At 52.2% G+C, this 15,516-nt stretch carries 10 protein-coding genes; 3 read left to right on the top strand and 7 right to left on the bottom strand.

From position 1 onward, the window contains the following. Window positions 1–61 precede the first annotated feature (61 nt). Both AC5TBW_RS11805 and AC5TBW_RS11810 read right to left on the bottom strand, forming a co-directional pair. Window positions 62–841 carry a class II glutamine amidotransferase gene (locus AC5TBW_RS11805; protein ID WP_495508758.1) on the bottom strand — a complete coding sequence of 260 codons (780 nt, stop codon included), beginning with the start codon at window positions 839–841 and terminating at the stop codon, window positions 62–64. A 46-nt stretch (window positions 842–887) separates the two neighbouring features. Continuing rightward, window positions 888–1,313: a hypothetical protein gene (locus AC5TBW_RS11810; protein ID WP_495508759.1), complete on the bottom strand. Its 426-nt coding sequence runs from the start codon at window positions 1,311–1,313 to the stop codon at window positions 888–890. 62 nt (window positions 1,314–1,375) lie between these two features. Between AC5TBW_RS11810 and AC5TBW_RS11815 the strand changes: the two genes are divergently transcribed. After that, the gene (locus tag AC5TBW_RS11815; protein WP_495508760.1) at window positions 1,376–3,478 is read left to right on the top strand and encodes a S9 family peptidase; all 2,103 of its coding nucleotides are present in this window, start codon (window positions 1,376–1,378) and stop codon (window positions 3,476–3,478) included. On the opposite strand, the gene AC5TBW_RS11820 is transcribed toward AC5TBW_RS11815, so the two are convergent. From AC5TBW_RS11820 to AC5TBW_RS11830, 3 genes are read right to left on the bottom strand one after another with little or no spacing between them, the layout of a single operon-like run. Continuing rightward, window positions 3,447–4,010, bottom strand: coding sequence for a biliverdin-producing heme oxygenase (locus AC5TBW_RS11820; protein WP_495508761.1), 564 nt, complete (start codon window positions 4,008–4,010; stop codon window positions 3,447–3,449). The two genes, AC5TBW_RS11815 and AC5TBW_RS11820, sit on opposite strands and share 32 nt — an antisense overlap. Beyond that, complete coding sequence (locus AC5TBW_RS11825) at window positions 4,003–5,484, bottom strand: GAF domain-containing protein (protein ID WP_495511959.1); 1,482 nt, start codon at window positions 5,482–5,484, stop codon at window positions 4,003–4,005. The genes AC5TBW_RS11820 and AC5TBW_RS11825 overlap by 8 nt, the downstream gene beginning before the upstream one ends. A 7-nt stretch (window positions 5,485–5,491) precedes the next feature. Next, window positions 5,492–10,057 carry an EAL domain-containing protein gene (locus AC5TBW_RS11830; protein WP_495508762.1) on the bottom strand — a complete coding sequence of 1,522 codons (4,566 nt, stop codon included), beginning with the start codon at window positions 10,055–10,057 and terminating at the stop codon, window positions 5,492–5,494. A 530-nt stretch (window positions 10,058–10,587) separates the two neighbouring features. Here AC5TBW_RS11830 and AC5TBW_RS11835 point away from each other — a divergent pair. Then, window positions 10,588–14,061 (top strand): putative bifunctional diguanylate cyclase/phosphodiesterase, encoded by a 3,474-nt coding sequence (locus tag AC5TBW_RS11835; RefSeq protein WP_495508763.1) that lies wholly within the window; start codon window positions 10,588–10,590, stop codon window positions 14,059–14,061. Window positions 14,062–14,272: 211 nt separating this feature from the next. Beyond that, entirely contained in the window at window positions 14,273–14,428 is a 156-nt protein-coding gene (locus AC5TBW_RS11840) for a hypothetical protein (RefSeq protein ID WP_495508764.1), read from the top strand. A gap of 11 nt (window positions 14,429–14,439) precedes the next feature. On the opposite strand, the gene AC5TBW_RS11845 is transcribed toward AC5TBW_RS11840, so the two are convergent. Together AC5TBW_RS11845 and AC5TBW_RS11850 are read right to left on the bottom strand one after the other, a co-directional pair. Further along, window positions 14,440–14,895: a YcgN family cysteine cluster protein gene (locus AC5TBW_RS11845; protein ID WP_495508765.1), complete on the bottom strand. Its 456-nt coding sequence runs from the start codon at window positions 14,893–14,895 to the stop codon at window positions 14,440–14,442. Between the two features lie 34 nt (window positions 14,896–14,929). Then, window positions 14,930–15,505 (bottom strand): acyl carrier protein phosphodiesterase, encoded by a 576-nt coding sequence (locus AC5TBW_RS11850; RefSeq protein ID WP_495508766.1) that lies wholly within the window; start codon window positions 15,503–15,505, stop codon window positions 14,930–14,932. Between the last annotated feature and the right edge of the window lie 11 nt (window positions 15,506–15,516).

Here is a 15,516-nt window from a genome sequence, read left to right on the forward strand (position 1 = left end):
GTAGGTAAAAATCATGACTCCTACCATTAACGTAAGTCACTCAGCCTAATATGGACACTCTTTATGGGCAGTATCGGGCCTGGATTTCCCCATCCCGCCAAACCAATAGCTCTCCAGGCACCATACGCTTCCACGCTTCATTATGGGTAAGAGGCTCAGTGGCGATAACCGAAACAATATCGTCTGGGGTGGTGTGTTCGGCAAAATTTACCGTCATTTCTGCATCGGAGAGTTCCGCATCGCCAAAAGGCGCACAGCGGGTGATGTGGGCCAGCTTAGTGGCACAAAACGTATATAAATAGCGACCATCGGAAAGCAGCATATTGAATACGCCCAATGCTCTGAGTTGCTCACACAGCTGATGCAAACGTTCCCACAGCACTTCTGGCGTTGCAGGTGGGGAAGGAAAAGTGCGACGTAGTTCACCCATTAGCCAGCAGTAGGCATACTCACTATCCGTACTACCAACGGGAGTGTAGTTTCCTAACGCTAGGCTCTCCCAGCCGCTTAATTGGCCATTATGCGCATAGCACCAGGGCCGCCCCCACATTTCACGGGTGAACGGGTGGGTATTGGCGAGCTTTACGCCACCCACGTTCGCCTGACGAATGTGGCTAATCACCACGTTGGATTTGATGGGATAGTCGCAAATTAGCCGTGCAATAGGCGAATCCACCGAGGGGTGAGGGTCTCGAAAGTCGCGGTAACCGCCCTCTTCATAGAAGGCGATCCCCCATCCATCGCGGTGAGGGCCGGTGCCCCCACCGCGATGCAAAAACCCCGAAAAGCTAAAACATATATCGGTAGGCACATTGGCGCTCATACCAAGCAGTTCACACATATGCTTCACACATGCTTTAACGTCGAATAGTTGGTTAAGAGGATCATTAACCAATCACCGGTTCACGACGACGAGAAGGCGGCTGGTCATCATCATGCTCCTCTTCTTGCGTCACATACTCAGCATCGCTAGCACGACGCCACCACCACAGGGCGACACCGATAAGTGCGCCTAGTGCCATGCCCAGCACCAGCCACATCAACCCGCCTCGCAGCGCTGAACCGTTATTTTCTAAAAAGCCAACCGCCGCCACCATCGCCGCAGGTGCCCAACCGGTATAGAATTCACCCTCTTCTATTAGCGGCAATCGAAAACCAGCGGGCGCCCATATAGCCCCAGCGACTGCCCAGGTCAGCGCTAGGCGAGGCAAGCGAGGCAAAAAAGTGAGCGCAAAATAGACCGCGACAATCACTAACAGCGAAAGCCCGTAATAACTTAACCACAGCAGTGATGTGGAATTTGCAAACAGCATAATACCCCTCATATGGGTGAACTCACCCGACGTTGATTTCCCGTTATGGTACCTATCAATTTATGAAAGCACAGCTAGGCATACAATCAGACTTACCCGCTGCGCGCTATTATCGCGCTAATGACCCGCAATGGCACTGGTTAGAAGAGCGCGACAACACTGAAGTGAGCGACTTTTTAGAAGCTGCCAACCAGCAACAAGCCGATTGGTTTGCCCCGCTAGCCCCACTGGAGGAAGCGTTATACCAGAGTCATCTAGCGCGTCGCGAATTGGCCGTGACTAGCCTTAAGACACCACTTGACCACTTTACGTTCTGGAGCGAGACCGGCGCCAAAGACGACTACCCCTGCTGGTGGCGTTATCCCAACCAACAGCCCGAACAGCTTGAATGTTTCTTCGACGTTAGCGCCCGTGCTGCCGAGCACGATTTTTACGACATGGGCGACATGGCGCTCTCTCCCGATGAGCAGTGGCTAGCATGGACAGAAGACACCCAAGGGGATGAACGTTTTACGTTATGGCTGAAAGCCTTGCCTAACGGCGCACCCTTTCAACTGCTAAGCGATATTGGTGCTGGCCTGTGCTGGGCAGAAGATCAAACGACCGCGACGGCCACCCTGCTATTTACCCGTTTTGATGACACTCAGCGCCCCGATAGCGTATGGCGCATACCGCTACGCCTGGATAATCCCAGCGCCTCACTAGCGCCTAAACTGGTGCTACGCGAGGATGACCCAGAGTTCTGGATTGGCATTGGCAAAACGCGTTCACGGTCTTGGCTACTACTCGAAAGCGGCTCAAAGGACACCAGTGAAATCCATTTGCTGCCAGCGCACGCTCCGGCCGCGGCGCCGCTGTGTATCCAGCCCCGCCAAGCTGGCGTCGAGTACAGTATCGACCATCGCCCGGGCAGCTTTTATCGACTGCATAATCAAACAGGCGCTCACTTTCAGCTTGATTTTCTGCCAGAAAGCCAGCTTGGCCAGCGTCAATTAGGGTGGCTAACCTTAATCGCTCACCGGGAAGGGGCCACGCTTGAAGGCGTTGATGCGTTCTCCTGGGGGCTGATGCTGGGTGAGCGCGATCATGACCAAGCGCAGGTGCGTTTAAGGCGATTAGTGTTTGACGAACAGCATGCCTGCACATTGGATGAGTATCTTGCCCTGCCCGAACAGCCATGTTCGCAACTGCTGGAAGATGCACCGCACTTTGATAGCCAGATATTGCGCTTACGCGAAGAGTCGTTTACCCAGCCGCCCAGCTGGTTCGCGCTTGATCTCGCCAGCGGCGAAAGAACGCTACTCAAACGTGCGCCGGTTTATGGCAATCTTAAGCCTGAACAGCTAATCAGTAAGCGCCTATGGGCCACCAGCCATGACGGCGAGCAGGTACCGGTATCGGTGGTCATGCGCGCCGACCTAGCGGATCAGCCTTTACCCACACTGCTATATGGCTATGGTGCTTATGGCGAGGCGTTAGACCCCTGGTTCTCTATTGCCCGATTAGAGTTGCTTGAGCGAGGTGCGGCCTTTGCCGTGGCCCACGTAAGAGGCGGTGGTGAGCGCGGTGAGCCCTGGTATTTAAATGGGAAGATGGCCCATAAGGAAAACAGCTTCCATGATTTCCTGGCCGCGCGTGAGGCACTGGTTGAGCAAGGCGTTAGTGATTCTCGGCATATCGTGGCCTATGGGGCTAGCGCGGGCGGGCTACTGGTCGGTACCTGCATTAACCGTGCGCCTGACGCTTTTTGTGCGGCCCTGCTTGAAGTGCCCTTCTTGGACGTGCTGCGCACGATGCAGAACCCGGAACTTCCTCTGACGACCGCTGAGTACAGCGAGTGGGGGAACCCCGAAGACCCAGAAGTGGCCGAGCGAATAGCCGCGTACTCCCCTATCGACAATATCAAGTCGCAGGCTTACCCAGCCCTGTGGATTGAAGGCAGTTGGTTTGACACCCGAGTCAGCTACTGGGAGCCAGCCAAGTTTTATGCCCAAGTATCCCTAAAGCAGCAGGGTTCAGCGCCAGTTCTAATGCGTACTGACATGAGCAGCGGACACGGTGGCGCATCGGGGCGTTTCAAAGCCTGGCGTGATACGGCGCGGCAAGATGCGTTTATTCTTTGGGCGTTGGGCCTTAACGCTCAACCATCTCCAGCTCCTGCATAAAGAGCATAAAGGCCTGCTGTGCCCCCGCCAAAACAGCAGGCCAGGTAGGGGGCGGGCAGTGATACTCAGCGAAACGCCAAAAGTCGGCCCACTGCGCCTCCCCTAAAGGGTGAGTCGTAAAAAAACGCAGTGGCACCTGATCTCCCATCACGCGCTTAACGTGTCGGGCAATCATGGCACCACCCAAACGCGACCCTTCCAGCACATAGAGCATGCCTACGATGCTCGCCATACTCTTAGGTAGCGAAGCGCAATGGGTTGCGCTCACATGCTGGCCTAGTTGATCCATATCCGCCTTCAACAGCGCTGCTCGTTGAATGAGGGGGTAATGAGCACCGTGAGCGGTTAAGCCAATGCTCAACGCCTCTTCTAAGCTGGCTATCGGCACATAAAGGGCACTTAACGCAGTGGCATATTCTGGCAGGGTTAACTCCCGCTTAAGCAGCGGTCTCAACGCGGGGTGCTGATCTACTCGACTATGGTCTGCCCGTGTTTCTCGCTTCAACCATTCGCTAAGGGTTGGATTACTCATTCGTAGTCCAGCTAAATGAATTTGCCTGTTGAAGTAAGGCACGAAGTTTCAGTAGGTAGATACGAGTACTTGAAAACCAGGGCCTGCTGTGACCCACACGCTGCTCCACCCAGGCTTCAAATGATCGTCTCGGGGCAATTGCACTGTTGCCATCACGATAGTCGACTGGTTTATCTGGATTACCGCCCCAGGTGACTTCATAGAGGTGTTCCAGCCGGCAAAGGTAGAGGTTAACGTTGTGATACTGATCCAGGGGCAAATCACTGACCACGGCAACGCCCGCAATCTCACTCAATGGCATATCAGCACAATCGCGTTGCAGATTATCGCTTATCCATACGGACGACGTTTCAAACCTGACCGCCTCGGCGACTACGTTGACAGCGTGCGCCGATAGCACTGTTCCTCTTTGATGGTACTCACTTCCCACCTGCAAAATAACGCCATCAACACTAAACGTCTCCATTAGCCAGCGACTTAGTTCGGGCCAAGCGCTCTCTAGCTCACCATGGCGCATCAACACTGCCTTGGCTTGGTCAAACTGGCGCTGCAATCCATCGAATATCTGTAACCGTCGGCGTGCTTTATAGTCTCGCAAACGTAAATTAAAGGCTTCTGAAAGCGCACTCATGGCCTGTAACTGGCTAACCGTTAACTGTTTTGGCACCGCATTGTGACACGAGATAAGCGCATCAAGCTCACCGGCCTGGGTAATGGGGAGAGAAATAGCCGACCCAACGCCCATATTGGCCATATACTCTCGATGAACAGGCGATACACTGCGTAGATCAGCCCAGGTAAGATTGGGATTTGATGACTGGCCACGACCTACAATGGCCGTAGGTTCAGCGCTGGCGTGGGGAATAGAGCGCCAGGGGTTTTGTAAGTAGAGCTGACGTGCCACCTGCGGAATATCGCTGGCCGGGAAACGCAGGCCTAAATAGCTGCCCGTCACCTCCGGCTGGCGGGCTTCCGCCGTTACTTCACCGTCACCTTCCGGCATAAAGCGGTAATAGTGCACCCTATCGAATCCGCTTAGCGCCAGCAGGGCCACTAATAGCTGTTGGCACTGTTTTTCCAGCGCATGGCGGTCTTCAGGTACAGGAAAAGCCTCACCCCCTATTGGCATAGGTTCAGCATAAGCATCCACTGGGTAAAGCTCATAGATCAGCTGCTCGCCGTTATGACTAATGACCACATCAAACTCTTGCTGCCCAATATTCCCTTGACCAATATAGCGCTCCCCCTGGTTAAGGGGTGGGGCATTATTGTGAACCTCCTCTAGAAAATCGGGCAGCGGCTGATCTAGTAGCTGCTCTATACGCGTATCCAAAGCAAGTAAACTAACCAAATTAGCCGATACATGGCTGACAAGTCCTTGAAGATCACTCACCACCAGCGCCCCATGGGGCTGAATAGCGCCGGAAAGATGCAGCTGCTCTTGCTCACACCCCTCAATAAATCTGTCTTGCATTGCCACGTTAGGAATTCCTTTCCTTATCATCGTTGCTTGAAGGCAAAGCATAGGCCGCTACTAACACGGTAAACTCAGCCAGCGGTAGGGGTCTTGATAATAAATACCCTTGAACGTAATCACAGCCATTAGCGGTCAACCAACTCAGTTGGGACTGAGTTTCCACGCCCTCACCCACCGTGCGGATATTAAGCGCTTTGGCCATGCCTAAAATAGCCAGCGCAATCGCCTGGTCACTCTCATCAGCGCTGCCTAGGCCGTCAACAAAGCTTTTGTCTATTTTCAACTCTGCCAACGGTAGCCGTTTTAGGTACGCCAGAGAGGAGTAGCCGGTGCCAAAATCATCGACCGCCAGCTTAATACCGGCTTCACGCAGCTTTTCAATATTGCCTAATGCCGCACTTGAGCGATCAACAAGCGTACTTTCGGTGATTTCCACCTGGATAAGCTCGTGGGGAACACGGTTCTGCTTTAAACAGGTAAACAAGTGGGAGATGAATCGCTCCTCCTGAAAGCTGCGGGCGGAGACATTCATGGCCACTGGCGGCGGGCGAAGGCCATCAGCAAGCCATTGCGCCAACTGATTAACCAACAGCAGTGCGACATGCCGATCCAGCTCTAAGATCAAGCCTGTGGCTTCCGCGACAGGGATAAAATCGGCAGGACTTACCTCGCCCAGAGCAGGGTCGTTCCAGCGTAGTAGCGCCTCGGCCCCCACAAGCTGGTTAGGGGACGCACTAGTAAATTTAGGTTGATAAACCAAGTGCAAACGACCTTGTTCCATACCTTCACGCAGGGCATGCTCAATGGCAACGTCACGCATTAAGCGCTCTTGCAGCTCAGGTTTGAACAGTTCAAAACGATCGCGGCCATTCTCTTTGGCACGGTACATCGCCGTATCGGCAGCTTTGGTTAGACCTGCCACATCTTCACCGTCATCGGGGCAAAAAGCCAGACCAATGCTTGAGGTGACAAATAGCGAGTGACGGCGAACTTCAAAGGGTTTGGCAAGCGACTCAACAATCCGCTTGGCCACCTGCTCGGCACCTTCAATCGTGGTTTCCGTGACGATAATGGTAAATTCATCGCCCCCCAACCGAGCCACGGTGTCCATATCTCTCACCAGTTCACGCAGTCTGGCAGCTACTTGAATCAGCAGCTCATCGCCAACGTCATGACCCAGAGTGTCGTTAATGCTTTTAAAGTTATCCAGGTCTAGAAACATCAATGCGCTGATTTGGTTATTGCGTCGGGAGTGGGCAATGGCCACCTGAAGACGGTCTTGAAACAAGGTTCGATTGGGGAGCCCTGTCAAAGCATCGTGCGTGGCCAGGTACTCAGCGTGCTGCTGAGACTCTTTAATATGAGTGATATCCGAAAATACCGCTACATAGAGCATCTCTTCATGGCTATCCGGCTCAATACTGTTAAGCGTCAACCACTGTGAGAAAAGCGTGCCATCTTGCCGACGGTTCCAAACCTCTCCTTGCCAAAAACCATGCTGTTGAACCAGCTCCCATAATATGTGGCAGGAATCAGAAGGCTCAGCATCCACTCCATTTTCTTGTTCACTGTATAGAACCGGAAGCGCCGGCGTACCCAACACCTGGTGGGCGGAAAATCCAGTAATCCGCGAGAAGGCAGCATTTACTGACTGCACATTACCCAAGGCATTGATGACAACAATGGCCTCACCCGCCTGCTCGTATACTTTGGCGGCTACCTGCATTTCCCGCTCGGCCTGCTTGCGTGACGTAATATCTTCAGCTTCTGTCAGGATCAGATGGGGGTGGCCTTGCTCATCGCGCAACACCTGGTGAACCGTCGAGAAAATGCGTACTCCCCCTTCAGGCGCGGTCAACACGTGCTCCGCTTTTACCATACGTTGATAGCGCAGCGCCTCAAGGTCACATGTCCACAAGGAGCTAGCATAAGGTTCCGGAAATAGTTCAAAGGGGGTATGGCCTACAAGCTCATTTTGGGAGAAACCAAACGTATTTAAAAACTGGGGATTGGCAAAAGTGTAGTGGCCATTGAGATCCTTGAGCGCCATCATCACCGTGCTATTTTCCATAAGTGCATGCAACTGCGCCTGAGATTGGCGTAACTTGGCCTGCACATGGCTCAGGTCGGTGATGTCCATCAGCGTCACTATCAGCAGCTCTACTTTGCCCTCGCGACTAACGCCGGGGGTCAGCACTCGTTGCAGCAACCGCCCTTCAACGTCAACCACGGCCTCTTCCGGCACCCCGCTGGCCATAACACTGACAAGCTGCTCTTCCAAGTTATTGATCGCAGAAGGTAGATTTAATCCCGCCACATGCCGCTGAAGGACGGTGGGTCGGAAATTAAAATAGCGCGCCGCAGGTGCGTTGTAACGCTTCAGACAGTGGTCGGTATCAAACACCAGCAGCGGAAAATCAAGCGCATCGTAGAGGTAGGTGTACTCTTCGTTAAGCTTCGTCAGCTCACTGGTTTTAACATTTAGCTCTTCATTAAGGCTTATCAACTCTTCGTTAGTGGCTTGAAGCTCTTCATTGGAGGCCTCCATCTCTTCATTAGCGGCTTGAAGCTCCTCATTGGACGCCTGCGCCTCTTCATTAAGCGACTGCATCTCTTCATTGGCCGTGGCCAGCTCTTCAATCAGCGCTTGGAGATGCTCCCGGGTAGCCACCAGTTCATCTTCTAAGCTGTTACCTTTGTCCAGCGGCAGTGGCTCCATCAACCGACCTAATGAAGCATCGGTCACCGGAACAGTGTCGATAGTTTGATTCGGTGTCAGAATCACCAGAAGACGGCGGTCGTCATCGCTCTCTGAGAGCGACCGCACGCTGAGCTGCCACCAGCGTTCTTCAAAGCGCCGACGGCGCCCTAACTGAGGCTCTCGCAGCTTCTGAAATTGATGCAACATCGCCATCAGCTCACCGCGAAAAACCGGACTAATCACATCGCTGATACCCACTTGCGTACGACCAGCGGGAAAATGTAAAAATTTGCCGACCTCACCCGCAGTATGTAAGACGCTTCCCTGGGTATCGCAAAGGGCGACGGTCGCTTCCATGTGGGAAACCAGCGCATCTAACAGTTGTTGCATATCGCGATCACGCCGACGTGAAGGCTGGCTTTCAACGGCCCCTTGCGATGAGCGCACGGCTACTTCGCGACTTTCTCCCAGTTTACGAAACAGGCGCTCACGTCTATTAAGCGGCGTAAATAAGCTTTCGGTTTGGGCGATGCTTTCCGAACGTCCGAGAAAAAGCACGCCTCTCGCTCTTAAGCCAAAATGGAAGCGCTGCAGCACCCGCGCCTGTAATTCATTATTAAAATAGATCAATACATTACGGCAAGAAACCAAGTTCAAACGCAAAAATGGCGGGTCGTCGACCAAATTATGCTTGGCAAACACCACCATATCGCGCAGTTCTTTATTGACCTCGTAAGTATGCTCGTCAGCAGTGAAATAACGCTCCACCCACTCGGACGGCAACGCCTCAAGGGCAGCCGCTATATAGCGCCCACGTCGAGCGATTTCCAAAGCATCTTCATCGATATCGGTAGCAAAAATCTGCACTACCCGGCTGAACTCGCCATGCCGCCGTCTGGCTTCGGCAATCATTAGCGCAATGGAGTAAGCCTCCTCCCCCGTCGCACAACCCGCCACCCAAACCCGAATAGGCTCGCGACCAGCCTCTTGGATAAGGCTATTCACCGCCCCATCCAAAGCATCAAACGCGGGTCTGTCGCGTACAAATGCCGTCACCGAAATTAAAATATCGCGACCTAACTGTTCTAACTCCGCATGACTTGACTCCACTAACGCTAAATACTGGTGCATATCCGCCACATTAGTGGCAATCAGGCGTCGCCTTATTCGTCGGCTTAACGTGCCTTTTTTATAGCCGGAAAAATCTAACTGTCGGTGCTCTTTTAATAACGCTAATAAGCGTTCCGGCACGTAGGCCTGGTTATCCTCAAGACTTGAACGCTCAAGCCGAGAAAGATCCGCCAAACGTGCCCCCATCGCCTCTACATCCAATATATAATCAATGACGCCAGCATCTAGCGCCGATTGGGGCATGCCATTGTATTTAGCACTCGCGGGCGTTTGCACCATAGTGATACCACCGGCCGCCATAATAGCGCGTAAACCCGCCGTGCCATCGGAGCCTGTGCCCGATAGTACGATACCCACTGCAGCCTCATGGGCATCCGCCGCTAGCGAGATAAAAAACTCGTTCACCGATGGCTTTGGTCCCACATGGGGTTTTATGGGGGTAGTATAAAAAATCCCCTCTTTGATCAAAGCATTGTTATTCGCTGGCACCACATAGATAACCCCAGCTTCTGGGGTTTGATTGTTTTCAAAGCGCTGCACTCGTAAACGGGTCTCACGACTTAAAATGTCGACCAGCATACTTTTATGCGTTGGTGATACATGCTGTAACACGACATACGCTAGGGGTAGACCCGGATCAAGCGGCTTAATCAATTTTGAAATGGCTTCTAAACCGCCAGCAGAGGCGCCGATACCCACCACAAGGGGAGAGATTGGAGGGAAGCTGGCAGCAGTCATGATCGTCCTTTACTTATGGGTAACAGTCACCATTCAGTTTACACACCTTATTGCGCAAAGCGACATTTCAAGGTCTGGAAACAGCCCAATAAGCGCCTGTTTTATAATGCAGATTATATTCGAACCTGCTACTGCATTTGACAACGACTTCAGAATCCATACGCACCTAATCCTGCTTAAGATTTAAGTCAAACTCTACTTATGAAATAGCAATTTCCCGATCGTATTTGGCATGGTGCACCTCGCCTCAAATACAACTAAAAACGATGCAATGATTATATTCGCGATCACTTTCGTACATATTATTCAGAAAAAACATCTACTTCTTTATGCTTAGAAAACCGCTAAGCTCTTACCTTAACGAATCAAAAAAATCCTATTATTTCATTTGATTAGATAAAAAACTGGAACGAATACTGACATATCTTACTTTTACGTTGATGATATGGGCTGGTGACCGGTTGGTTTCTAAAGGTAGTTTATGTATCAAAGACCCTGAGTGCCTGAAACCGAGATGCGAATAACTACTAATGGAAGTCAATAATCGCGAGCTTGCTCTTCAAGCAGGCCTTCTTATGCTGCTGGTCACGACCGTCGTCATTGGCACGGGTAGCTTCCTGCTAGGTTTTTTCCCTAGCATGCACCAGCCGAAATCTCTCGCCCTGATTCCCGACAGTGCGCTGGTTATTTTACTTTGCGGGGTAGGCCTTAGTGCAGTAATGGCAAACTGCCCGCGCTGGCGTAAAGCGACAGCATTAGCACTCGCGACGATTGCCTTTTATACCTTACTGCACAACGCTCTCGACGCCTCTTCTTACGCAATTTCTTTATTAAGTGGACACTCCCGCCTCCCCAGCCAAGCCACTCCTATACTTATCATGGCTGCCTTTTGTCTGTGGGTCGGTGCACAAGGGGACTGGCAACGGCGCATTTGGCAGCTTGGCGGGCTGTTTTTATGGGTCATTGGCTTCATTACCTTGGCGGTTAACTTTGGCTGGCCGGTACCTGCATGGCTACCGCGAGCAAGTGCGCTAATACCCGGCTTGCTCTGCTTCTTGTTTGGTATCGCAATGCTGATGGTGAGTCGACGTATTCCTCATTTGAGAACGTCGTTAAGCAGCGCCGCCGTTTTCGCCGGTATTCTGGGCGTTAGCTTGAGCATAAGTGGTTGGTTTCTTGTCAGTTGGAACCAGCACCAGGAAATGCGCCAAAGCGCTCAGCAAAACCTGGAGAGTATTGCGGTCAATATCGATCAAACGCTGATGTCACGGGCGATTGTCCTTGAACGCCTGGCAGAGCGCTGGCGCCAAGTCTTCGAGGATTCGGCCTCACGTAGTCGGGAAGTGGAGCGCTACTGGACCGACTACCCGAGCATCTTAGCCATTGCGTACTTTAATCCTGGTACCAATGATATATGGCGTCGCGCCCGCCATGACAACGCCCTTCTCTGGCTTGATGCCCAGCTTACGACGTTAGCAACACTGACCTGGCTCAATCAGCAACAAAATCCCACACAGTGGTCGTTTCCTGATCACGAGCGGCCCACGCTGGTGTTACTCTCCATTCAGCCACCCAGCCACGCTTATCAGTTAGTCGTCGTTCTCGACATAGCGCTGCTCATGGAGCAGGAAACCAGCGTAGCCCATGGTGATTATGCGTTGCATTTTCTTCACTCTAATGGCCACTTGTTGAACGACGGCGACGGCCTTTTACCTACGACATCTGTCATGCCACCGGCAGACGCACTGGCGGAACATACGACGATACTGGCAGGCGGAACCGTGGTTAACCTAGCGCTCACTGAACAAACTAATCAGCCACCAATACTCGCCAATTTTATTGCCGCGGGGGGCGGGCTGTCAGGGCTATTACTTACTTACCAATTGGTTTTCAGCCTTGCGCTGATATCAGCCCGTGCCCAGCGCTCTAATGAGCTTTCTAAAGCGAAAGAGACTCTACAGGACAGCGAACAGCGGTTTCGATCACTGTTTACGCAAAACCCTGAAGCGGTGTTTTCGCTTGATCTCAGCGGCAGATACCTGAGCGTGAATCGATCAGTTCTCACTCTGCTGGAAATTAGCGAAGCACAGATTATTGGCAGTCACTGGACGGATATTGTTGCTCCCAAACACCACGCCATGGTCGATGCTGCTTTCCAACAAGCGCTCAAGGGCGCTGCACAACGCTTTGATTTGGAAGTCATCAGCCAACAAGGCAGTGCTCGCCAGTTGGATGTCTCTTTTTTACCGACCGTCGTAAACGATCACGTCGTTGGCGTCTACGGCATTGCCAAAGAGATGACCGCGCTGCGGCAAAAAGAATCTCAACTGCGCATCTATCAGCGCAGCATTGAAGCCAGCAGTAACGGTATTTTAATTTGCGAGGCTCAACAGCCTGACTACCCTATTTTGTACGTCAACCCAGCCTTTGTAGCCATCACTGGCTATACGCTTGAAGAAGCCAAAGGACACAACTGCCGGTTCCTACAGGGCGAAGACACCGACCCAAAACAAATTGCGGAAATACACCATGCCCTTGAGCAACAGCACGATATTATCCTAACGCTTCGCAATTATCGTAAAAATGGCCAAGCGTTCTGGAACAATTTATTTTTATCGCCTGTGCGCGCCCATAGCGGTCAAGTAACCCATTTTGTGGGGAGTATTAATGATATCTCTGAGCGCCGCGATCACGAAAATGCGCTCGCGTTTCACGCCACTCACGATGCATTGACGGGCCTGGGTAACCGCGCGCTGTTTGAAGACCATTTGCGACACGACGTAGAGCTTGCCCGACGCCATCATCAGCAATTAGCCGTTCTGTTTATCGATCTGGATGAATTTAAACCGATTAACGATACGTTAGGCCATGGTATTGGCGACCAGGTGCTTATTAACGTCGCCCGCCGGCTTGAACTGGCCATAAGGCCTTCCGATACATTATGCCGCTTCGGGGGAGATGAATTTGTATTACTACTGCCAGATCTTGATAGTCCCATTCAAGCCGAGGAAATTGCCGAGCGACTGCTGGAAGCATTGGCGTTGCCCTATCGCATTGGCCGCCATGAGCTCTATCTGTCAGCAAGTATAGGCATTGCCCTTAACGACAATCAGTTGGCGCAACCGGAAGAGCTACTGCAACACGCCGATATGGCAATGTATAAAGCCAAACAGCAGGGCCGTAACACACTGCAAACGTTCACTCAGGATATTAACCAAAAACTAACCCAGCGAGTGACGCTTAGGAATGATTTACAGGAAGCGATACTGAATGAGCAGTTTGAGCTGCATTATCAACCGCTATTAACGCGTGAAGGCCAAGTTCAGGGCTTTGAAGCCCTGGTACGCTGGAATCATCCCAGTAAAGGCGCTATATCACCGGAGCTATTTATCCCCATTGCTGAAGAGACAGGGCAAATTATTGCCCTAAGTCAATGGGTAATGGAACGCGCTGCCCGTGACTTTCTGACTTTGCAGCCACAACTTCCCCGTTACTGCCGTATATCGGTCAACCTTTCTCCGATGCAGTTTCATCGGCCAAGCTTTTTAACATCACTTACCGCCACACTTAACGCTACCGGCCTCAGCCCAACATCACTAGAGCTAGAGCTGACTGAAGGTATACTGATGAACGATACCGACACAGCGATTGATACTCTTCATGCGCTGAGCGAGATGGGTATTAGTATTGCCATTGACGATTTTGGCACCGGCTTTTCAAGCCTTAGCTACCTGCGCCATTTACCGGTTGATAAGGTGAAAATTGACCGCAGCTTCATCAACAATATTGCCAATAACAGCAAGGATGCCGCTATTGTTCAGGGCATTATTGCGCTTGCTCATCACCTGGAACTGGCGGTGGTTGCTGAAGGAGTGGAAACACTGCAGCAGCAACAGTTATTGGCGGCATTAAACTGTGATGTATTTCAAGGCTACCTATTTGCTCGACCGATGCCCTTTGAGGCTTTACAGGACTGGCTGAAAGACCACTCACGGGGTAATTAGCGCCATTACTCGACTCAGCTCTTTGAGCAAACTTTTCAGTGGGTGCTTAAGCATATTGGATTCGCATCTACTATTTGTGAAAATATTTTCCACAAACTATTCACTCGCCCTTGGTTCTGCGTCATACTAAACCTTAGTCGCATACACCAATGTCTAAGCGCGATTTATACGCCCAATGCTTATGACAGTTCTCAAGGAGTCAGTTGAAACCATGAAATACCAAGATCACTTCCCGACAATTTGGGACGCACCTCAGAAGACTAGCGCTAAATCCGCTAACCAAGCGCCAGCTAAACAGGTGCTTTCACCGGTTAAAGAAGCGTTTTTGTCTATTTGGGATACCCCTAAGCGTCAGCCCAGCGCTTAAAGCGTCAGGAATTACATTGGTAGTACGGCAATGATATGTGACTCAAGTTGCTGCTCAGGCACATCATCTTGGGACACCGCAAAGCTTCGCACACTGACACCTTTACGGTGTACCCGTTCGGCGTCATTGCTTAGCAGAGGATGCCAGCCCGCCAGCTTGCGGCCTTCTGCCACTCGCCGATAGCCACAGCTTTGTGGTAACCAGGTGAACTCTTTGACCAAGGCGGGGGTAAGCTGGGTGCAGTCGGGAACCGTTTCAAAACGGTTCGCATAATCGCTACACTGGCAGCTGTGGATATCCAGCAGGCGGCAAGCCACGTTCAGCACTGCCAGCTCCTGGGTATCCTCGTCATGCAACTTTAGCAGGCAACACTGCCCACAGCCGTCGCATAGCGCTTCCCACTCCTGGGGCGTCAACTCTTCTAGGGTATAGCGCTCCCAAAAACGCTCGCGCATCGCGGTTTCCATCGGTTTCTCCTCCACTACCACACAGAAACATGTCCTATGGTGGTGTATCAGTGTGGCTTAATTCTGCCAATAGCGCTGGCCATAAAGCCTGAAAATCACCCTCTAGCGCTTGGTAATCACCGCGCAGCCAGGGCACCAGAGCGGCAAGCTGATTGGGGCCAGATAATCGCCGCCCGATTCCCTCAACGGCGCGACAGGTGAACGCAAAATCAGCGTAGCCTCTTAACCAGTCGTGCTCGACGAGTGATGGCACCATACCCGCCAGCCGATTCGGCGCAGAGCGCGCTAAGAGCAGTCGATAGCAGCGCTTTACAATCACTTCTTGGTCGACCTGCCCCGCCGTATCCCGGGCCAGAAAATGGTCCCACACCATGTCGAGCGCAATGCCCGCGTAGCGGCGCTGAGCAGGCGGTGCACGACGGCGCGCACTCACAACATTGGGATGACTATCCACCCAGGCGTCCACACAGCGGTGATGGCGAATGCCTAACGCAATGGCCGCAGGCCAATCACTTAAGTCGCTCCCCTTAACCCCATCTGCAATTAAATTGCCGTAGAGAAAATCATCGCTCCCCGCTCTGACGAGCCACGCATGGGCAAGAAAATTCATGTAAAGCTAAC

The organism is Vreelandella sp. ssv, assembly GCF_059448525.1.